Annotated in this window: 17 protein-coding genes; 5 read left to right on the top strand and 12 right to left on the bottom strand. The window is 42.3% G+C overall.

Going from position 1 to position 22,150, the window contains the following annotated elements:
- Positions 1-129 precede the first annotated feature (129 nt).
- Together gcvP and ACL6C3_RS05195 are read left to right on the top strand one after the other, a co-directional pair.
- Positions 130-3,105: an aminomethyl-transferring glycine dehydrogenase gene (gene gcvP / locus ACL6C3_RS05190; RefSeq protein ID WP_413165940.1), complete on the top strand. Its 2,976-nt coding sequence runs from the start codon at positions 130-132 to the stop codon at positions 3,103-3,105.
- A gap of 369 nt (positions 3,106-3,474) precedes the next feature.
- Positions 3,475-3,714, top strand: a complete 240-nt coding sequence (locus ACL6C3_RS05195; protein ID WP_413165942.1) for a DNA-directed RNA polymerase subunit omega — start codon at positions 3,475-3,477, stop codon at positions 3,712-3,714.
- A 401-nt stretch (positions 3,715-4,115) separates the two neighbouring features.
- On the opposite strand, the gene ACL6C3_RS05200 is transcribed toward ACL6C3_RS05195, so the two are convergent.
- The 3 genes from ACL6C3_RS05200 to ACL6C3_RS05210 form a co-directional block, all read right to left on the bottom strand.
- Entirely contained in the window at positions 4,116-5,471 is a 1,356-nt protein-coding gene (locus ACL6C3_RS05200; protein WP_413165944.1) for a flippase, read from the bottom strand.
- Positions 5,472-5,697: 226 nt separating this feature from the next.
- Positions 5,698-6,276: a GNAT family N-acetyltransferase gene (locus tag ACL6C3_RS05205; protein ID WP_413165945.1), complete on the bottom strand. Its 579-nt coding sequence runs from the start codon at positions 6,274-6,276 to the stop codon at positions 5,698-5,700.
- A gap of 288 nt (positions 6,277-6,564) precedes the next feature.
- Positions 6,565-8,412, bottom strand: a complete 1,848-nt coding sequence (locus ACL6C3_RS05210; RefSeq protein WP_413165947.1) for an ABC transporter ATP-binding protein — start codon at positions 8,410-8,412, stop codon at positions 6,565-6,567.
- A gap of 262 nt (positions 8,413-8,674) precedes the next feature.
- Between ACL6C3_RS05210 and ACL6C3_RS05215 the strand changes: the two genes are divergently transcribed.
- Positions 8,675-8,812, top strand: a complete 138-nt coding sequence (locus ACL6C3_RS05215; RefSeq protein WP_072722235.1) for a photosystem II reaction center protein K — start codon at positions 8,675-8,677, stop codon at positions 8,810-8,812.
- Between the two features lie 123 nt (positions 8,813-8,935).
- Here ACL6C3_RS05215 and ACL6C3_RS05220 read toward each other — a convergent pair whose 3' ends face one another.
- Positions 8,936-9,496: a glutathione S-transferase family protein gene (locus ACL6C3_RS05220; protein ID WP_413165949.1), complete on the bottom strand. Its 561-nt coding sequence runs from the start codon at positions 9,494-9,496 to the stop codon at positions 8,936-8,938.
- 82 nt (positions 9,497-9,578) lie between these two features.
- A complete protein-coding gene (locus ACL6C3_RS05225; protein ID WP_413165951.1) occupies positions 9,579-9,998 on the bottom strand; it encodes a response regulator in 420 nt (139 codons plus the stop codon).
- Between the two features lie 201 nt (positions 9,999-10,199).
- Here ACL6C3_RS05225 and ACL6C3_RS05230 point away from each other — a divergent pair, with 201 nt between their 5' ends.
- Positions 10,200-12,080, top strand: coding sequence for a pentapeptide repeat-containing protein (locus ACL6C3_RS05230; protein WP_413165953.1), 1,881 nt, complete (start codon positions 10,200-10,202; stop codon positions 12,078-12,080).
- A 10-nt stretch (positions 12,081-12,090) separates the two neighbouring features.
- Here ACL6C3_RS05230 and ACL6C3_RS05235 read toward each other — a convergent pair whose 3' ends face one another.
- The 4 genes from ACL6C3_RS05235 to ACL6C3_RS05250 form a co-directional block, all read right to left on the bottom strand.
- Complete coding sequence (locus ACL6C3_RS05235) at positions 12,091-12,546, bottom strand: hypothetical protein (RefSeq protein WP_413165955.1); 456 nt, start codon at positions 12,544-12,546, stop codon at positions 12,091-12,093.
- A 130-nt stretch (positions 12,547-12,676) separates the two neighbouring features.
- Positions 12,677-13,684, bottom strand: coding sequence for a M28 family peptidase (locus tag ACL6C3_RS05240; protein ID WP_413165957.1), 1,008 nt, complete (start codon positions 13,682-13,684; stop codon positions 12,677-12,679).
- A 133-nt stretch (positions 13,685-13,817) separates the two neighbouring features.
- Positions 13,818-14,282: a hypothetical protein gene (locus ACL6C3_RS05245; RefSeq protein ID WP_413165958.1), complete on the bottom strand. Its 465-nt coding sequence runs from the start codon at positions 14,280-14,282 to the stop codon at positions 13,818-13,820.
- Positions 14,283-14,472: 190 nt separating this feature from the next.
- Positions 14,473-15,180 (bottom strand): MBL fold metallo-hydrolase, encoded by a 708-nt coding sequence (locus ACL6C3_RS05250; protein WP_413165960.1) that lies wholly within the window; start codon positions 15,178-15,180, stop codon positions 14,473-14,475.
- A gap of 235 nt (positions 15,181-15,415) precedes the next feature.
- Between ACL6C3_RS05250 and ACL6C3_RS05255 the strand changes: the two genes are divergently transcribed.
- Entirely contained in the window at positions 15,416-16,897 is a 1,482-nt protein-coding gene (locus ACL6C3_RS05255; protein WP_413165962.1) for a site-2 protease family protein, read from the top strand.
- A gap of 49 nt (positions 16,898-16,946) precedes the next feature.
- On the opposite strand, the gene ACL6C3_RS05260 is transcribed toward ACL6C3_RS05255, so the two are convergent.
- The 3 genes from ACL6C3_RS05260 to ACL6C3_RS05270 form a co-directional block, all read right to left on the bottom strand.
- Positions 16,947-18,197, bottom strand: a complete 1,251-nt coding sequence (locus ACL6C3_RS05260; RefSeq protein WP_413165964.1) for a sulfotransferase family protein — start codon at positions 18,195-18,197, stop codon at positions 16,947-16,949.
- 60 nt (positions 18,198-18,257) lie between these two features.
- Entirely contained in the window at positions 18,258-21,470 is a 3,213-nt protein-coding gene (locus ACL6C3_RS05265; RefSeq protein ID WP_413165966.1) for a protein kinase domain-containing protein, read from the bottom strand.
- A gap of 72 nt (positions 21,471-21,542) precedes the next feature.
- Entirely contained in the window at positions 21,543-22,019 is a 477-nt protein-coding gene (locus ACL6C3_RS05270) for a DNA phosphorothioation-associated protein 4 (RefSeq protein WP_413165968.1), read from the bottom strand.
- Positions 22,020-22,150: the final 131 nt, after the last annotated feature.

Here is a 22,150-nt window from a genome sequence, read left to right on the forward strand (position 1 = left end):
GCCAGGGTTCAGAACTCTTGAGTCAGACGTACTCTTCCGGTTGATAAGAAGTTATTTTAAAGTGCATCCAACTGTTCCCGTAAATCTCAGCCCATACTATTCGTTTTTTGGAGTTTTAATCAAAGTTCCATGTTAGATTTTCATTCACCATCTAATCCCGAAGAAACCGACAGTTCATCTACCGCAACCGAAGCCTATCAATTTGAGTTTAGTTTACCCACTGTTGAGGATAAACCCCAATTGCATACCATAACAGATTCTTTTTTAAAGCGACATATCGGGCCGAACTCATATGCCATTCAAGAAATGTTAGAAACCTTGGGATTTTCCGATCTCAATGAACTGATTGATCGTACCATTCCGCCCTCAATTCGCCTCAACCGTTCCCTGAAATTACCGGCGGCTAAAAGTGAATACGCAGCCCTCGCCCAACTGAAAGAAATTGCTTCAAAAAACCAAATCTTTCGCTCGTTTATTGGGATGGGATATTCTAACTGTATCACGCCCCCAGTGATTCAGCGCAATATTCTTGAAAATCCGGGTTGGTACACGGCTTATACTCCCTATCAAGCAGAAATTGCCCAAGGTCGTTTGGAAGCGCTGTTAAACTTTCAAACGATGGTAATTGACCTGACGGGGATGGAAATTGCCAACGCTTCCTTACTCGATGAAGCCACAGCCGCCGCCGAAGCGATGAGTATGAGTTACGGCGTTTCTAAAGCAAAATCCGATGTATTTTTTGTTTCTAAAGACTGCCATCCCCAAACGATAGACGTTGTTCAAACTCGGGCGTTACCGTTGGGAATTGAAGTCATTGTCGGCGATTTTAAAACCTTTGATTTTTCCACCCCTATTTTTGGGGCGTTGCTACAATATCCGGCAACCGACGGGGCAATTTACGACTACCGAGACTTTATCGAAACCGCCCACAAACACCAGGCATTAGTTACCGTTGCCGCCGATATTTTAAGCTTAACCTTGTTAACGCCTCCCGGCGAATTTGGGGCGGATATTGTGGTCGGAAATACCCAACGGTTTGGCGTTCCCCTCGGTTATGGCGGCCCCCACGCGGCTTATTTTGCCACCAAAGAAACCTACAAACGGCAAGTTCCGGGTCGTTTAGTTGGGGTGTCAAAAGATGCCAATGGAAACCCCGCTTTGCGTCTGGCTTTACAAACTCGCGAACAACATATTCGTCGGGATAAAGCCACCAGCAATATCTGTACCGCCCAAGTTTTGTTAGCGGTTATTGCGGGAATGTATGCAGTTTATCACGGGCCGAAAGGGTTAAAACAAATCGCTGAAAAAATCCATCAGTTAACCACATTGTTAGCCGATGGATTACAACGTTTGGGTTATGAAATGAGTTCGGAACCCTATTTTGATACCCTAAAAATCAACTTGGGTTCACAAGGGTTACAAGAGATTTTAGACGCGGCTAAAGTTCATCAAATCAACCTGCGAAAAATTGATGAAAATACCGTCGGAATTAGTTTGGATGAAACCACAACAATTAAAGACTTAATTGATTTGTGGGAAATCTTCTCGGATACCGATGAATTACCTTTCCGCCTCGACGAACTTTCCGCTAATTCTACTTTACCCGATTCCTTCAAACGAACCAGCGAATATCTAACCCATCCCGCTTTTAATCAGTATCATTCCGAAACCGAATTATTGCGGTATTTGCACCGGTTACAAACCAAGGATTTATCGTTAACCACTTCGATGATTCCGTTGGGTTCCTGTACGATGAAGTTAAATGCGGCAGCAGAAATGTTACCCGTAACCTGGCCGGAATTTGGCAAAATTCATCCGTTTGCACCGAAAAATCAAACGACCGGTTATCAAATTCTGTTCCAACAATTAGAACATTGGTTGGCAGAAATTACCGGCTTTGATGGAATTTCTCTACAACCGAATGCCGGTTCACAAGGGGAATATGCGGGTTTATTAGTGATTCGTCGCTATCACGAAGAACGGGGCGAAACCAACCGCAATATTTGTTTAATTCCCGAATCCGCACACGGAACAAACCCCGCAAGTGCGGTGATGTGCGGCTTAAAAGTTGTTGCTGTAAAATGCGATTCCGAGGGAAATATTGACATTAACGACCTGAAAATCAAAGCCGAAAAACACGGTCAAAATTTGGCGGCGTTGATGGTAACATATCCTTCAACTCACGGGGTTTTTGAAGAAGGAATTCAAGAAATTTGTGATATTATTCACAACAATGGCGGTCAAGTTTATATGGATGGGGCGAATATGAACGCCCAAGTTGGTTTGTGTCGTCCGGCCGATTTTGGCGCCGATGTTTGCCATTTAAACTTACACAAAACCTTCTGTATTCCTCACGGTGGCGGCGGCCCGGGAATGGGACCGATTGGGGTAAAATCTCATTTAATTCCCTTTTTACCGGGGCATTCAGTTGTTACAATGCAGGATGATAATCCCCAGTCTTTGGGCGCTATTTCGGCGGCGCCTTGGGGAAGTCCGAGTATTTTGGTAATCTCTTGGATGTATATCGCCATGATGGGCGCCGAAGGGTTAACCGAAGCCACAAAAGTAGCGATTTTAAATGCTAATTATATGGCTCATCGTCTCAAAGAATCTTACCCGATTTTATACAAGGGTAAAAATGATTTAGTTGCCCACGAATGTATTTTAGACTTGCGAGGCGTGAAAAAATCTGCCAATATTGAAGTCGATGATATCGCTAAACGGTTGATGGATTATGGCTTCCACGCGCCTACTGTTTCTTGGCCGGTTCCGGGAACCATGATGGTTGAACCCACCGAAAGCGAGTCTAAAGCGGAGTTAGACCGTTTCTGCGATGCTATGATAGCGATTCGGCGCGAAATTGGGTTGATAGAGTCGGGAGACATCGACGGCGAAAACAACCCCTTGAAGAACGCGCCACACACCGCAGAATCCCTAATTGTGGGCGAGTGGAATCACCCCTATTCCCGCGAACAGGCGGCTTATCCGGCGCCTTGGTTGCGAGATCATAAGTTTTGGCCGTCTGTTGGACGAATTGATAACGCTTATGGCGATCGCAATTTCGTTTGTTCCTGTTTACCGATGGAGGCCTATTCTGACAATTAGAACCAATTAGAACGGCGTAAAACAACTCTAGGGGCGGGTTTATGTAGTCTCTAATCACTGGTGACTGGTGACAGGTGTTGCAGTGCGGACTTGGCGGTTTCCGTATCGGAGCGCGAACTCGCGACTTGGCGGTTTCCGTCGAGAGCGAAGTTCGCAAGAGAGCAACTGCTGTTCGCGCAGCGTCTCCGCAGGAGATACCCGGAGGGTGACTGATAACTGAAAAAACCCGTCCCTACAAAATTATTGGGGTGTGAGGGTTTGAACTGGCGGATTTCTCCTCAAACAGAGATAACATGAATTTATCCTATTATTAACAGGAATTTTACCTGAGTTCTCTAAGATAGAACCGTAGAGAGAACCCCGTTGATTATGTATAACAAAATCTCCCCGATAAATACCAGCGAAGTCAACCGTTTAACGGAGACATTGATGAAGGGTTCAAGTAGTCGTTATCAGATTACGGTACAGGTCGCAAAACGGGCTAAACGGTTTCGATATGAGGAGTTTGATAATCCCAATCCTTCGGAAGTTAAACCCGTTGTGCGTGCCATTCTAGAGATGTCTGATGAAGTGACTCAGCCGGAATTAATTATTGATGAGATTGGCTAATATTAGCAAAACTTAAGCATTCGATTACCTTTTCATAACTCAAATCCCCTGGGTTCGTTATAAAATCTCAACAGGGTCGCGCTTAAGCTCTCAGACCTGTTTTTGAAAACTTATTCACGTCTACCTTTAATCCCTGTGATCTACTTGATTTGGTTGATAATTGCTCTGGTAACAGCATGGGCGGGATTCAAAACAACAGATGATGTACACCGAATTGCCCTAATTTTGATGGGCTTGTTTTTTATCCTATTGTTTTTGATGTCAACTCCGGAGTCTATGCAACTGTTTTTTAAGTTGATGTTTGTGATGGCTTTGTTGTTGGGGCGGTTTGGGTTGCGCCATGTGATGCGTCTCCAACCCCAACGGTATAAATGACAAGCCAGAAAAACTCATACTATGGTTTAGTCGGGATGAGATTTGGGTAAGATGGCATAAATAATAGAAGGATAAACGTTCAGATAGCGCACAACTAAAACGTGTAAGAAAATATTCCACATTGCCATCGTTAAAGCAGTAGAAATCGCCGCCCCCACTATCCCAAAGAGAGGAATAGTAATCGCATTTAAAATGACATTTGTTATGGCACTACATCCAAATATCATCGCCGATTGATTTTGATGTCCTGTCATTACCATTAAATAGCCTACCGAACCGGAACCGACATTCACCAACTGTCCTAAAATTAAAATTGTCATCGGCAAACGGGCGACAACAAATTCGGAACCAAATAATCCTAAAATCGGGTTGGCGAAGGCAATAATAGCAATAGAAAGAAGTAAAGACGGCCAGAAAATCCAGTGGGCAACAGTTCCCACTAACGATTGTAAACCGGAGCGATCATTTTGGGTGTAAAGTGTTGTAAAAACCGGGGCGACGACTGTATTAACGGCTTGTAAAACAAATGTTACCCAAACAGAAGTTTTCGCCGCAGCACTATAAATTCCCACCGCTTCTGGGCTAATAATGGTTCCAATCATTAAAATATCGGTTTGGTTGAGAACAATAAAAAACACCCCCTGTAATAACAACGGAAAAGCCACCCGCAACCATTCAATGGTTTGATAATCTGGAGTTGCTGGCTGATATTCACGCTTGAATTGATGCTGTAGCAAATACCATTGAATCCCGACAATAATAATTAGAGAAAAAACCGATAAACTCAACACTCCTTCGCTGGTTAAACCCGAGTTAATTTTCCAGAGAATAAAAGCACCCAATAGCACCAAACAGGGTTCAATTAAACGAAAAGGAGCGTAGGCTAAAATAATTTTATTAAATGCTCGAGCCATCTCCGCTTGCAGTTGGACTAACGCAATTAAAGGCACCATCCAAACCCCAATTAACAGCGGTTTATAATAAATCCAACTGGAATTTTGGAAGGTTAAAATTAACAAGGTTGTGCCTAAACTAAGCGCCAAACTTATCACTCCGGTTAACCGCCAAGTTCCTCGAATTAAGCCTGTTAATTGTTGCCATTGTTGGGTAACTTGATATTGAGAAATAAACCGCAATACCGCAGTGGGTAAACCCAGTCCCCCGAAAATTGCCAGTAACAACGTCCAGGAAACAACATATTCATAAATACCAAATTCTGCGGTTCCTAGCCAACGAGCGAGAAAAATCTGCACAATATAAGTCAGTCCAACGCCGGAAACCTGCACTAAAAAAGCAATTCCCGCACCTCTGGCTAAATTTTGTAATAAAGGAGAGCGAGAAAAAGATTGACGACTTTCAGTTAAAAGTTGTAGAATACCCATAGGAAAATCTTAAAAGACTCTAATCAAAACTCTCCCAATTCAATAGCTAGATAACGCTATTGTTTTAGAATGAAGTCACCAAGCGGGGGGCGAGTTTATCCAAGCTGTCTGTTAGAAACAAACAAGCAACGCCAGATGTTAATATAGCAAATTAGACAAAAGTTTGCATCGAATGTCTGTTAAGTTTTAGGGGCGAGTTCAAAAATCGTCAAACATCAAGAGTTGACTAATGAATTGGATTGTTCAAATTATCTTGACTGATTTTAGCATAATAATCTGTTGCTTTTAACTCAAACAACAATAATTCAACCCCATAATATTCATTGGTTCGTCCTAGAGGTTTCATTCCCAACCGTTGAGTCACACGAATAGAACGCTCATTTTCCGGCTTCACCACCGCATAAATAACAGGTAAACGTAAAATCGTAAAAGCATAACCCAGAATTTGTTTGGCGGCTTCTGTGGCGTAACCTTTTCCCCAACTGGCTTTGCGAAAATGCCAACCAATTTCATAATTTGTCGTTGGAATACCATCATTATCGGGAAGCAAAACGAGCAAAACCGCCCCGATAATTTCTTCAGTTTCTTTTTCTACAACCGCCCAAGAACCCGTTCCATTGTTGCGAATTTTATCCCGTTCTACTCTTTCTTGAAGCCGAGAACAAACCGCTTCTACTGTTTCTATAGGCGGACTAATAAAACACATTACATCGGGGTCGCCGTAAATTTGAAAAGCCTGCGGTGCGTCTTTTTCCGGTTCCCAGTTGCGGATAATTAGGCGTTCAGTTTGAAATAAAATACTCATATCATGTCCAACTCATCAATAATTATTTTGTAGGGGCGGGTTCTACAAGATTTTTACGACTACTCCGAGATTTACATAAACCCGCCCCACCCCCGAATAGAATTATTAACTCATATCATGTCCAACTGATCAATAATTATTTTGTAGGGGCGGGTTTAGATAGCTTTTCTCGGGGAAATTTACATCAATACCGAACCTCTAATAACGGGGCGGGTTTAGATAGCTTTTCTCGGGGAAATTTACATCAATACCGAACCCGCCCCTACAATAGTGGTTAGGCGGTGACTTTTAACTGTGATGACTGGCTTGACGGCTGAACATTTCATAATATTGTTGACCCAGTTTCATCAGTTGAACGTGAGTTCCGGTTTCTACTATTTTACCTTGTTCTAACACAACGATAACATCCGCATTTCTCGCCAATGCCAGTCGATGAGTCACAACAACTGCTGTTTTATCTTGGGAAATATCGGCAAATAATTTATAAATTTCATCTTCTGTTTTTGGATCGAGGGCTGCTGTGGGTTCATCAAATATTAATAATTCCGCTTGCGGTTGACGCATCAACGAACGGGCGATCGCAATTCTTTGCCACTGTCCGCCAGACAGGTCTACACCGCCTTCTAACTGCTTTCCAAGCGGGGTATCCAGTTGGTTGGGTAGACTGTTGATTTTTTGGGTAATTCCTGCTTTTTCAATGGCTTGAAAAATTGTGCGATCGCAAGTCAGTTGATCTAAATTTCCAAAGGCGATATTTTCACGAACCGTTAGGGGAAAACGGGCGTAATCTTGTAAAACAACAGCTATTTTTTGACGCAAATCCTCCAGTTTTAACGCCCGCAAATCTTCACCGTTCCACAATATTTTACCACAATCGGGGTCGTAAAGACGACATAATAACTTAGCGAGAGTGCTTTTTCCGGCTCCATTTTCGCCGACTAAAGCAACCGTTTGACCGGGATAAATAGTCAGATTGACATTTTGTAAACTGGGATGGTTGCTGTTGGGATAGGAAAAAGAAACGTTATCGAGGTGAATTTTGGCGGCTTGTTGAGGAGAAGAAAAACTTAAACCCGAGGAAGATTGAATGGCATTTAATTTTAGTTCAGACTCCAATTCTAACAGTTGAAAAATCGGAACCGTCCCCAAAGCAACATCATAAAGTTCGGAAACGTTACCCATTAAAATCTGTAGACTTTGACGCAACCGCATCACCAACCCCGCGTAAAGCGCTAAATCTCCAATGGTGTAGACACCATCTAAAGTTCCAAAAACTACATAAATATAAGGTATAGCCACTCCAACGCCGCCAAAAACTGACCAGAATGTAACCAAACTTGTTCCTTTCAAGCGGACTTTTTCCATTTCCTGAAACGTGCGGGGAAATAAGTTAACCCATCGGTTTAACAATAAATTTTGCAACCCAAACAAACGCAATTCTTTTGCGTATTCGGGAGCGGTTAGCATTCCTTGATAAAGCTGCATTTCTCGGGCTGCACTGGCTTGAGTTTTTTCAATATCCCAACTTTGGCTAACGTAACGAATTTTGATAAAAATTGCGGGGGAAGAAGCGAACAAAACAATAAAAGGAACCCACCAATTAATTGTAAAAGAAACAGCAACCGCAGGAATAAGAGTGAAAATTCCAATTAAGCCAGACCCCAAAAGCATCGCCAAAGTTTGCAACCGTCCAATTGCTTTTTCAGCCAGTTGAACAATATTGAGAAGTTCGGGATTTTCAAACAGAGAAATATCGGCAAATGTGGCGACTTTATCCAAAAACCTCTGCTGAAAATAGCCTTGAACTCGCTGTTCTAAACTGGAAAACATGACATTAATAATGGTACCAATAGACTCCAGAGACAAGTTTAAAAAAATGACTCCGATGATGCTAAAAACCAGTAAACGATTTGAGAGTAAAACTGTTAATACACTGTCGCCGACAATGTTTCCAGCTTGTATTAAACGGGTAATTTCATCAATGATAATTTTATCGAGAAATAAAACCAGCGTCGGGCCGCCACCTTGAAGTAAAGTGAGTACAGTAAAGTAAAAAATTCGTTTGGGTGCCGCTTGGACGACAAACCAACTACTCCGCAGAAGCGCCTGCAAAGGGGAAAGTTGAAGCGTTTGCATGGTCTCACCCGGGCTGAAAGGATAGATTTCCGTTTATACCTTAACCGGGAAGTCAACCCCTTGAATAGTCGCACATTTGAGGGACAGGATTTTTTATCCTATAACCCGCCAAATGACAAGATTTATTTATAAAAGTTTACAAAGAGGGGAGTTTGTCCGATTCGCCAAAAAAAATTAGCTGAGAAAAATTCAGTCAGAAGATGATCCTCATGTTAAAATACGTGAAAATTATGAAAGTTATGTTAGCGAGGTAGACTGATTCATGGAAGCAGCGTTGCTGTTGGCTAAACTGCCGGAAGCTTATTCAATCTTTAGCCCGGTTGTTGACATTTTGCCTGTTATCCCGGTGTTTTTCCTGCTGTTGGCTTTTGTTTGGCAAGCATCAGTGGGATTCAAATAGAGATGAAAAAGCTATCAGCGTTAAGTTTAGGCGACGGGGTTAACGAACTCAAAAGCGTTAAAATATCCCGTTGTTTAGACTCAGTGCTGATAGCTCAAGTTTAATTTTTAGGATTTGAAAGTTTTAGGCGTTGCGAGAACCGATAGTTTTCTGGAATGCGGGTCGTTCGCCAACACGCTTAATATAGTCGAGAACAGCCGGATAAGCACTTAAATCCAGCTTTAACATCATCGGAATATAAGCTAAAATCGACCCAACCGCAACATCGGCAACTGTAAAATCCTCTCCCATAATATAAGATTGTTTTTGGAAAATTTCGTTGAGAGGAGCCATCAAACGAGGCGTTTCTTTTTCCCGGCTTGCTTCTAGAAAAATCCCATTCGCCAGAGTGGAATTAGCAAACAAAACCCACTGATAAATTTCCCCTCGTTTTTCGGGAGAGTCCGGCATTTTCCCATATTTATCAGCCAAATAAAGCAGAATTCCTCCCGATTCCCACAATTTAACGTTTTCATCCACAATCGAAGGAACCTTTCCCATCGGGTTAATTGCCAGATAATCGGGTTCAAGATGAGCGCCTGCTTTCATATCCAGCATCACAAACTCGTAAGCCAGAGCAATTTCTTCTAAATACCACTGAACAATTGATGCACGGCTAAATGCACCACCGTAGAGTTTAAGCATCAGTTCGACTCCTGTAATTAAAATCAGTTTAAACCAAAATCCGACTGTTTGATCCGACCCGATGACGGCTTAAGAAAACTCGTTAAGCCCGACGTCCACAGAGTCGATTAATCGTCCGCACTAAATTATCATAATCGACAATCGGCTTAATATAAAATTCATCCGCTTGAGAAATTTCTAGCAGAGATTGACGTTCACTATCCAAAGCATAAGCCGTGATTAAAATAATCGGAATATTCGCCGTTTTTGAGTTCCTTTTGAGGAGGCGAGAAATATCAACGCCGCTGACATCTTTCCCCTCCCAATGTGCCTCGGGAAGATTCACATCCATAATCACTAAATCCACTTCGGGTCCCTGACAAAGCTCAAAAATTTCATCGAGTTTGTCTGTTACCCGAACCTGATAACCACCCAGACGCCCAATTAGCTTCGCCATTCCTTTGGCTAACAAATAGTCATCTTCTACGATTAAAATTCTTAAATTATCCTTTTGAAAATTCACAAGCTCTAAATAATGTTAATCAACATTCAAACTGGATAACTGCTTATAAAAGCCCAGACTTTGCTTCTGTATTAACACAATCGACTGAGAACTTCAACTGATCTTTCCGATAAACAGATTCAAATTCATCCGCTATTCTGTTGGGAAAGGGAACATCGCCCTCCTGACTCATCGCCCAACTTTACCCATTGAGACAGCCCCATGAAAGGCAACCAAGTGTCCCAACTGTATTCTCAAGGTCGCAGAGACTTTAGAGGCCAAAACCTCCGCTCTCAATCCTTCCAAGGTCAAAATTTGTCCGGTGCAGACTTTAGTTATGCCGATATCCAGGGAACCAACTTTCAAGGCGCCACCCTGCGAGAGGTCAAGTTCCGAGGCGCAAAAGCCGGAGTTCCCAAAGCCTGGGTTGTCATCCTCTCCGGGGCGGCTTGGTTGTTTTCGGTGTTGTTAGGACTGGCTTTGGTACTTGTTGGTTATTTTGTCTTGTTGTTCTTGAATATGTCAACTCCCGAAGACGCCAACACGGGTTGGACGGCGCTGGCGTTGATGCTTGTACTGGTTTTTATTGGCGGACGTCGGGGAATCGAACGGGGTTGGGGGGCGTTTATTGATACCATTGAAATTGCCCTGGTTGGCATCATTATCGGCGTTATTTCCGGACTTGGTAATGCGATCTCCCTGTTGGGAACCTTGGCAATCGCCGGGGTATTAGCGGGGTTTGGGGGGGCGATTTTGTTCGCCTCTGCCGTCGCTTTTGGGGTGATTTTTTCCCTGACTGAACGTTTGGCTTGGGTAATGAGTTTAACAAAAGTATTGACGGTTGCGGTGCTTGCTAGCGCCATCGCGGGTTATATTTCCGGTGGGGTGAGTGCCATTGCGATCGCCATATCGGTTTTTGTTACCTTTTGGTTTGATTATATCGGTTGGCGGGGAATTTTGGGAGACAAAAACTATATGTTAATTCACAACTTGAGCGTTAATTTAGCCGCCACAGGAGGAACGAGTTTTCGTCAGGCCGATTTAACCGATGCTAACTTTACCAATGCCCATCTTAAAGGTAGCGATTTTCGGCAAGCCAAACTGATCAGAACCCGTTGGCGGGGAGCAAAACAACTCGATCAACTTCGGGGCGGAAACACTTATTTAGATTATCCACAAATTCGAGAATTATTACAAACGGGTCAGGGAAAAAACCAAAATTTTGATTTTCAAGATTTGCGGGAACTCAGCTTACAAAATGCCAACTTAACCGGGGCGAGTTTTGTCGGTGCCAACCTCAGTTCAACCAATTTGCGGGGTGCAAATTTATCGAAAGCGAAATTAATTCAAACCAAATTAAGTCAGGCCAATCTCAACGGTGCAACCTTAACCGGCGCCTACATTCAAGATTGGGGAATTACCCTAACCACTCAACTGCGAAATATCACTTGTGATTATTTATTTTTGCGTCTTCCCTCCGAAAAAAGCAGCGATCCAAATCCCTACCGTCAGCCATCGGACTGGAATCGAACCTTAAACCCCCAGGAATTTACGGCGATTATTCGGGCATTTTTAGAAAACCGTCAGAGTTGGTATTCTAGCGTTTTAGACTTGAATAAAAACGGTTCGGAATCTTTCGGAAAAATATCCCAAGTTTCTCTCAAAGGAGAAGCCGAATATGAGGAAATTGAAAAAATTAAACATTCTCTCAATCAACCGCTTGAAAGCGTTAATCCGTCCCCCGCTTCACCCTCCAATTTAATCCCCAACGAGACTTCTTCCGAACCGATTTTAACAGAAACCGTTAACCCGCCAGAAAATGCACAACCTTTACCGGAAAATTTAGCCGCCATTGTTTCGGTGATTGAACAATTTATCGAAGAAATAGAAGCCGATTTTCCCCTAGATACCACTTCCAAACAGATGAAAGCCGCAGCCGAAATTATGGAACAACTCGAAAGCGATCCTGTTTTAAAACAGAGTTTAATTGAGATTTTAACTGTAGAAAAGGCTCAAAAAATTGAACGGGCTATTAATCGTCCCGTTGGTTTTTTTATTGTCAAAGCCATTCAATCTTGGGGAAAGTCTAATACAGGTCTATAAACTCAGCTTTTTAATTCCAATATCCTCGAATCAGTTGGGTAATTGCCAAGGTTTCAAGCATTATATAAGTAAAAAGATTGGCTTTAAAAAAGGATTGCTGAATTATTTTTTGTTCTTGTTTTTTTAGCACCAGATACCCGATTAGTAGTTCTAACCAAAAAGAAAAGAAAAACATCGGGATGAGTGTAACAATAAGTTCTAAGGGTAACAAAGGAAAATAAAAAGGCAAACAACAATAAGCTTGACCCACAATAAACAGCAACAAAACTCCGGTAAAAGTGGAGATGAAGTTGGTACTAAAAGCAATAGTAATCGAACGATAAATCCCGAGTTTGAGTATTTTTCTGTGGACAACAGCTTCAATAAAAATAATTGGAATCAACAAAATAAATTGATAGAAAATACTCTGAGTAAACAGGGGAATTCCTGAGTTTGCCAGATAAACCGATGTGAGCGTTAGATACATCTTTGGTTTGAAAATCAAGCCATAACTAATACATGATCTAGTGTATTGCTCAAAACAGTAGGGCGGATCAAATCAGGCAAATCTTGATCAAATTTAACCCAAATCACCCATTGACCCACCCCAACCCTCTCTACTTCGCCAAATCAGAAATTACTTCAGCCAATCCAGCGACCACTCTCGTCAGCTTATCAAAATCGATTTTATCGGGAGTATCTTCTTCTGTGTGGTAAAAAGGGAAACGATAAGGAGCGGTATCTGTAATCATAATTCCTTTATATTCCTGTTGCCAAAAAGCCCATTGGTCTGACCAACCAACGCCCGGAATCCAACTCGGTAAAGAAACACCCTCGGAAGGAAATTGAGCATGACGACGAAAGGATTTAATCGCTTGTCGAACTAAATCCCCGGAGTTGATATCGCCAATAAAAGCAATAAAATTGCCTTGATTGGGATAGAATAAATTAATCGGGAAAGGGTATTTTTGACTCCCTACCGCGTCTGAAAAATAGCCCATTGTTTCCAAGCTTAACATCGCCACAATATTTTCCTGATTCCGACGCGATCGCTGGGCATAGACCAAACTTCCCATATTTTCTGTCCAGAAAAAAGGCGGTTCTTCATTCGTAAACTCTACAAAACGAACCGTGCGCTTGGTGGATTTCTGGGCAAAGATTCGTGCGAGTTCCAGTGTGGCGACGACACCGGTGCCATTATCGTTAGCCCCGGGGCTGGTAAAAGCCGAATCGTAATGACCCCCAACCAGCACAATTTCATTTGGCTTTTCGGTTCCCAATCGTTCAACTTCTAGATTATAATATAACTTGTTATCAATCTGATATTCCTGTAGCTTTACCTCATAACCCGCTTGAGTTAAAGCAGTTTCCAAAAACGTTTTTGCTGCATTTAGCTTCTCATATTGACTCACATTTCGCACCCCAATCTCATCTGCTATCTTTTGAATATCTCGTTTGAGTGAGGTTTGAAGTGCAATTTCTTCGTTTTGTAAAGGTTGAAGTTTGCCGTTATAACTGTGTTCGGGCATCCAAAACATTGTTAACCCGGCCCAAGCTGCTAAAATGAGCAAGACAGCGAAAAGTATCGCCAAACGAATTAAGGCAGACTTATTAACAATCTGCATTCTAAATTGATTTTTGTTGGAGGGTGGGCGCATCACAAATACAGGCTGGAGTAGTCGGGTTTATTAAACTCCCTAAATTATAATCTACTCTCATAATAACCCGTTTGACGCACCCGACCCCTTCCCAAAAAAATTAAAGAACTTGATGGGTGTAACTGTGTTGTTTAACGTTATCCTCGGCGCTAACAATCCGCTCAGAATTTAAAATCCGCTTCCGTTCCAAAGAATAATTAAACTCTTCAAAAACCGTCCCCAAAGCGATATGAGATTGAGCATTTGGACGGCTTTTATAAGTGCGGGCTGCGGCGAAAACCCGGTCGCTAAACTCATCAGCCAACTGAACTTCAGGGGGAAACTCGGACGGAATTTGTACGGTATCGCCCGTGAGAACCGCTCCGACAGTGGTTGCACAAGCTTTGTGATAAGAAGTCGGAATTCCTTTCAATAAAGCTTCGAGCGCTGCCGAGGGAATGGGTTCAATAATTTCTACTTGATGAACTTCGCCTTCTTGTTTGATAAAGCAGGTTGCCAAACCAACAATCACGTAATCATCGGTCGAAATATCTGAAGCGTTAGGATAGGCAGTTGTTGAGGTCATAGGGTTTAATCAGATTTCCAACAAATTTAATCTAGAGGAATTTATTTAATCGTCAGATCGAACTACAAACTGCATTTTACCAAGTTATGTTGGTCACAGTGAGCGAGAGAAATGATTTTGATAAATCTTAATAGAAGATAGGGAACAGGGAACGGGGAACTGATAACTCTGCCTGTTCCCTGTTCCCTCTTCACTGGTGACTGGTGACTGGTGACTGGTGACTGATAACTCCCTGTTCCCCGTTCCCTATCTTCTCCAAGTCCAAACCCGCCAATTTGTCGTAAGCTTGGTCAATCACCCGCTTACCCCGTAACGCTCCGGTATTGGCACCCGGACAGATAAATTGTAGGGTATCGTGTGAAAATCGCTCAATTAACCGTTCAACACTCCGAATTTGCCGGCGCCAATGAAAAGTTTTCGAGGTGCGTAACGGTACCGGTAAACCCTGAAGATTGGGTAACAAATGACGCCCGCTAAACAAAATCCCCCCATTCGAGCTAGAGTAGAAACAGGACGAACCGGGAGAATGGCCGGGAGTCCAAATCATTTGGCTGTGAGGAGTGAGTGTAAATTCCTGTTGAAACGAAGTAACAGTCGCTTCGGGAATCAGATAAGCTTCTTGTTCTTGAATGAGAAGATTACACCCCGTCGCCTGCTGAATTTCCCTCGCTTTACCCATATTTCCCCGATGGGTAATCACTAACCACGCCAGCCCCCCCTGTTGTTCGATAAAATTGCGGTTAACCTCATCCCAAGCCGGAGTATCGATTAAAATATTGGTCTGATTTTCGATCGCAAAGTAAGCCGTTCCCCCCAACGTCTCTCGGTTGGGAGAAAAAGCCCAAATCTTCTCCAATACAGGCTGCGGGGGTTTAGAAAGGGGAAGTGATTCTACCATAGAAAGATTTGCTGGTTTGAGTAAAATTACGGATTAAACCATCGGTCTACAAGCGAGAGTGAAAATATGTGGCACTCAACACGTTAATCTAGAAACAGGAAAGAGTCATCGATTGTACCTGGGGACATTGTACCTGTTTCCATTGCTCTCGAACTGATGAACAAAATGGGATAATAGCATAGCAGACAATCAGTCTCTAGACTAGATTATTAGTCGGATTAAAAATAATTAGATCATGCTTCTTTGGTTGTGGTTGCTCCTATTAGGGTTAATAACGTACTGGATTCTACGACGGGGTGTCGCTCGCATTACCCGCACACCGATTTGGATTTTGTGGCTGGTGATGATGACACCCGCCTTGATTTGGAGTACCTGGCAGCTTGTCTATGGGGAAAATAAACCCATTCCCGTCGAACTGATTATTATCCCCTTTATTGTATGTCCTTGTGTGTACTGGTTACTGGTTCAACTCGGACGCCAAAACCCACCTCCAACCGATTCGTCTACAACGTCTACCTCAACAATGACTTCCGAACTCACACCCAAACAGCCACCTCCGCGAGTAATTACACCGGCTGAAGAAAGTCAACTCCGCGAATGTTTTCCCTGGTCGATTTTTCCCCTACAAAAACTCGAACATCGACCCCAAGCCGTCATCTGTCGCGGTCAAATTCGTTCTAATCCCGAGGTGGTTTATCACACTATTCGCGATAAAATACAGGCACAATTCGGCGATCGCTTTATTGTCGTCTTTCAAACCGATTTAAACGATAAGCCGTTCTTTGCTTTGGTTCCCAATCCCTACATCGAAAAACCCAAACATATCACTCCCGATGACCCCTTTAACCGGCCGGTTCTGGCTTTGTCGCTGTTAGTCATTACTTTATTTACAACCACCTTAGCCGGGGTGCGAATGGCTGATGTATCTCCCGAAATTTGGCAATCGGACCCCAGTTGGTTGCTGCAAGGATTACCCTACGCTTTGGCTTTGATGGCAATTTTGGGAATTCACGAATCGGCCCATTATTTGGCGGCGCGATTTTACAAAATTCGCACCACTTTACCTTATTTTATACCGGTGCCGTTTTTTCTCGGAACTTTTGGCGCCTTTATTCAAATGCGATCGCCGCTTCCCAACCGCAAAGCTTTATTTGATGTCAGTATAGCCGGCCCCTGGGCGGGATTTCTCGCCACCTTACCGATTTTAATTTGGGGATTGGCTCATTCGACCGTTGTTCCGGCTCCCCCCGAGGGCGTGGGAATTTTAGATTTTAATGCGATCAATCCGAGTTTTTCGCTGTTGTTAACCCTGTTGGGTAAATTCACTTTGGGAGCGGAATTAACCGCCACCAATGTGATCGATCTTCACCCGGTGGCGATCGCCGGTTATCTGGGTTTAATTGTGACGGCGTTTAATCTTTTACCCATCGGTCAACTCGATGGCGGTCATATGGTTCACGCGATGATGGGTCAACGAACCAGTATGGCGATCGGTCAAGTTTCTCGCTTCTTAATTTTAATTTTAGCCTTCACCCGTCAAGAGTTTCTCTTCCTAGCGATTTTGCTCTTTTTCTTACCGCTTAATGATGAACCGGCGTTAAATGATGTTAGCGAATTGGATAATTTTCGAGATTTTATCGGTTTGCTGACGCTCGGTTTATTGTTGATGATTCTGTTACCTTTTCCTCCCACTTTAGCCCAGTGGTTAAACTTTTAGAAAAAATAGGAGTTCAACCCCTTAAACTTGGGGAAAGCCCCATGAATCATTAAAGATTAAATCGTTGGCGATAGCGAGCAAATTTTTGATTGACTGTCGTTTCGTCCAGTCCGAATGCTTCCAAGGAATAGCGATGAGTACCATATTTGTTTTTGGGGTTATCTGCTATCCAGCGCTTAATGTTAGCTTCGTGTTCGGGGGTAAAGTCGTAACTAAAATAAGTGTAAATTTGACGAACAGTACCGATCGGATCTTGGATGAAATCATTGTAATAAACATCATAAAATTGTTCCCCCGAAGTCCGGTCACGAACGGCCATTCCCGATTCGATTTGTTCCACTGCTCGATTTAACCAATGTTCTCCAATCTGTTTGAGATCGACAGAATCAATATAAATTGACCGGAAAATTGCACCCAAACTACAAACAGAAGGTATTGCTTTTAGAGGATCTCGGTGCGTCCATACAATACAAGCATCGGGAAAGACCCGTAAAAGAGCATCCAAGTAAAATAAATGAGCGGGCGCTTTTAGAACCCAATGTTTTCCGGGAAAATGCCATCCCAAAAGTTGCAGTTGTTGTCGATAATATTGATAGGAAGAAAGCCAATCCTGTGTTCTTTGCCAGTTCACGTAGGAGGGGATATGCGCTCGTAACTCAAACAGAATACTGACAAAATCATGTTCAAATAAGATATTACATTCTTCCGGGCCGACCGGATTGATATGGTGAACGCTAGCCAGTTGTGGAACTAACTGATTCAGAATTTCTAGCAACTGTTTGGTCTGTTGAATTCGAGGATCGGTTTCTATAATTTGACCATCAGGAGGGGGAGAGGGAAAGTATAATTCCCACAGACGCAACCATCGACTGTTGGGATCTTGACAGATTAAATTATGTAAAAAAGTTGTCCCGGTTCGACCCAAACCCAGAATAAATAGAGGGCGTTTAATCGGAACTTGTAAAATTTCAGGATAGCGTTTAAAATCTTCTTGAAGTTTTAAGCGATTAACCAGCAAACCAATACAATAGTTTCGGAAAAGATATCGTCCTAAAATGTTGAGATTTGCTTCGGTGTTCAGAGATTCTAAGAGTTGACGAAGTGCGACTCGAAAGCGCTCATCTCCCCAGTCATCCAGTTGAGTTTGTTGTTGTGCGGCTTCTAAAAGAGAGGTTTCTGTTAACTCAATTTCAGGAGAATCGTTTTGATCGGTAACAATTCCTAGTTCCTTAAGAATTTCCAGTCTCAAGGCTGGATCGGGTTGGCTAAACGTCAAAGAAGACAGATCGGAGTTAGACATCTTCAAATCACCATAACAGTTGATGATTTCTAAATTATACCTCAAAATGTTCAAGTATGATTAATTTTTTTGAGCGAGATGTTCTAACAACAAGCGATGAATAAAAATATAACCTCCCCCGACTTTTTGCATTAAAACTCGACGGGTCGCTTCATTGAGAAAATGAGCGTAATTCCAAGGAATATTACCGTTGAAATAGAGAATCACTCTCAAAATCAGATGTTTGATACAAGCTTCTCCTCCTCCGACAACCAACCCGAAAGAAAGTCCAAGAATCACCCAACCTTCCCAATACCAATTTAACAAACTCGCAGAAATTCCGAGAAAGATAAAACCAATCACAGCAAAAATTATAGCATTAATCGCCGATTGAAAAATGCCTTGATTGGGAAAAGTTTTTTGTTGAATAACATCCCCTTGAAAGCCGCGAACTAAACCATAAATTATTCCCAAACTCATCCCAAAAACAATTCCCCGCCCCAAAGACTCATAACCCGGAAAAACGATGATGAATTGATTGGAGTTAACAAAATGTAGAACAATTTGATTAATGTATTTGGCAATCACAAGAATGAGGGTTCCAAAAGTTATCCCAATTGTTAAATGAATGATTGCTTTTTTCCAAGTCCATTTTAAAGTTTCTACGGGTTCAATTTGATAAATTTTCACAATCAGACAAAAAATTAAACAACCAATTCCTAGCGCGACGGGAAGCAATGATAACGGCAAAATTTGTATTCCCACCCCTCCCCCGATGATGAAAAAGCTTGAAAACAAACTGAAAGTATAGATTGCTTTTTGTCGAAATCCTTCTAACCAACTGGGTTGTATTCGTTCAATTAAAAAAACAGTTTGTGAGTGTTCTTTTAATCGTTTCGCCAACCAACTCAACCAATCAATAAACTGTTCTTTAGAATAGTTTAGCGGCGTATTATAACGAGTTAACATCCGTTGAATATAGGTTTCAAACAGATGTTTTCGGCGCTGTTCAATTGTCTTAAAATGCGGTAAACTATCGGCAGAAATTCCCTGATAAGCTAAAGTCATAATACTCAGCATTAAAGGAGATTTTGCCAGTTCTTGTAACGTCGTATCTTCGGCTAAAGCGGTTTGAATAACCGATAATTCCGCTCCCCCCTCTTGAAAATATTGATGAATTTGTTCTAAACTTAGCGGTTGCAAACAAATTGCAGCTTGTAAGTTTAAACGAGTTTGTAAGGCTTGATAATCTTGAATTCGACTACAAACGACTAATTCCGTTGTTCCGTGTTCCTGATAAAATTGATTGATCGCCGTCACACAAGCAGAACGCCTTTTTTCACTCACCTCGTCCAAGCCATCTAAGAGTAATAAAAGTTCTCCTTTTTCCAACCAACTTTCAGCAATTTTTTTAGAAACTTGATATTTTGTATTCAGTTCACAAACTAACCAGTCTTGAATTAATTGTTTTTCATTCATCCAAGAAGACAGGTTAAAAACCACAGGAATCGGATGAGAATAATCAATCTCAGCTTGCGCTAATAAATCGCGAGTTAATTGTAACAATGTCGTTGTTTTTCCCGAACCCGGTTCACCTAAAATCAACAGAGATCGCCCTTCTCCCATCTCTTTAAACTTATCGCTAACTTTAACCCCCGAGGGGAGAAGTTCCCCGTCTGTATCGGGATTTCCCCAGACCATTCCCCAAGGACGTTCGACTAAATCTAAGCGAGATTCTAAGCCCAATTCAATCAAAGCGCGATCGTGAATTGAGGTTTCTAATACACCTTTAATCCAAAAATTTTTAACTTTATTAATAATAATTTGGCGGTAACGATAATCTTCTCGACTCAGTTGAGGTTTGGGAATTACCTGTTGAGAAGCGGGAGGAAGTGTCCCTTCAGGAGGAGAAACCGGAAGCAAAGAATAAGCCGAAATCGATTCGGAAATATTCTTTAAATTCAACTCTCCCAAAGGCGTTACAGATAGGGTTAAAGTCGGTTTTATCGCTTCATAAACCGCACCCGATAAACAAATCCCTCCGGGGGGCGCTTTCCCTTCTAAACGGGCTGCTATATTTACCCCATTTCCCATCACATCCCCATCTTGAAAATAGACATCTCCCAAGTGAATTCCAATCCGATGTAATAGGACATCATTTGCAGAAAGTTGGCGGGCGTTTGTGGCGATTTGTGTTTGAATTTCTATCGCACAGTTAACCGCATTTACCGCACTGACAAAATACATTAATAGACCGTCTCCGGTTGATTTTATCGCTTCTCCTTCATACTGTTGACAGGTTTCTCGCATCAATTGTAAATCCCGTTGAATCATATCTAATGTATGTTCTTCATCGGTTGACATTCGCGCACTAAACCCCACACCATCGGTAAACACAATGGCGGCTAAGGTGCGCTGTCCCCGCAAGTGAGAGGGGAGAGTATCAACGACTAAATTAACAGTAGAATTCGGTTGGTAAACGGTTAATTCCAGTTGAGATAAATCGTTTAAAATAGCTGTGGCGGTTTGGTAGCGCTGACGAACATCAGAACAGACCATTTTATCGATAATATTAATTAAAGCCGGATGAACTGGAGACTGTAAGTATTCGCGCCAGAGGAGATTTCCAGTTTGCAAACTTTCAGACAGTTGATGCGGTAAAATACCCGTTAACCCTTGAATTGCTAATATTCCCACCGCATACAAATCGCTGCTAAATTGGGGTTTTCCTCGGGCTTGTTCCGGCGCCATATAGCCTGGAGTTCCGATGACCGTACCGGGAATATTATTGTAAACCGCAACGTGTTTAACGGCGCCGAAGTCAATTAAAACCAGTTTATTATCTCGGCTTCTCCGAATTAAATTAGAGGGTTTAATATCGCGATGGATTACCTGTTGTTGGTGAACAAATTCGATAATCGAAAGAATATCTCGCAACATCAAAACAACTTCAAAATCCGATAATCGTTTCCCCGCTTGTAATTCTCGACTGAGATCGGAACCTTCTATATATTCTTGTACCACATAAAATTCTCCCTCCTGTTGAAAATGAGCAAACAGGCGGGGAATTTGGTCAAAATCACCCAATTGATATAAAACTTCTGCTTCTCGCTGAAACAATTTTCGCGCCTGTTTTAAGGCTTCTGGCTGATGAAATTGGGGTTGAAATTGCTTCACCACACAAAAGGGATTTCCCGGTAAATCGCGATCGCGTGCTAGGTAGGTTTTCCCAAAGCCGCCACTCCCCAAAGCGCGAATAATTTCATATCGTTCCCGCAGTTGTTTTCCAAGCATTCTGACCCGGTTTTAGACTGTATTTCAATTTTGACATAGAAAATAGAAATTCAAAAACTTTTTCGGGAAATTTTAATTCAAAAATCGAGTTAAATCAAATTCTTGATCGGGTTCTAATTGATTATCCCGCTCCCGTTCCGACATTAACAATAATAACAACCGATCCGAATAATCAACCGCCCCCCGACATTCTTCTCGCAACACTTCCAAACCGCCGTTAGCATATTCTTCAAAAATCACCGCCCGTTTTTCTTCAAAATCCGCATCAAAAGGAGAAAGAATCTGAGGATCATTTTCTTCTAAAAACGCCATCAATTTAAGGACTAAATCATAGCCGCGAGAAATAAAAACCTCCAAAGAAATCGGCGAAGGTTCTCGCTTAGAAATAGCTTCTAAAGGAACTCGTTTTTTCCGGCGCATTCCCAAGGCTGCTGCAAATACCATCACATCCGCGTAGGTTTGAAATGGCCCCGTTTTCCCTTCCGATTCCGTTAACGCTTTCACAAAATCCGCCTTATCCTTTGCAACTCGAACTCGATTTAACGCCATGACACTTAGGTTAAATTAATAATTGACATTTGCCGGCTCTCTAATTATAATTTACAGTAACTTTACACGCAAGAGATTAAATTTTACAGAACCGACTTGTTCAACTCATAATTTCACTGTAAGATAAACTT

Origin of the sequence: Capilliphycus salinus ALCB114379, from assembly GCF_047276495.1 — a bacterium.
GTDB classification, from domain to species: Bacteria; Cyanobacteriota; Cyanobacteriia; order Cyanobacteriales; family Microcoleaceae; genus Capilliphycus; species Capilliphycus salinus.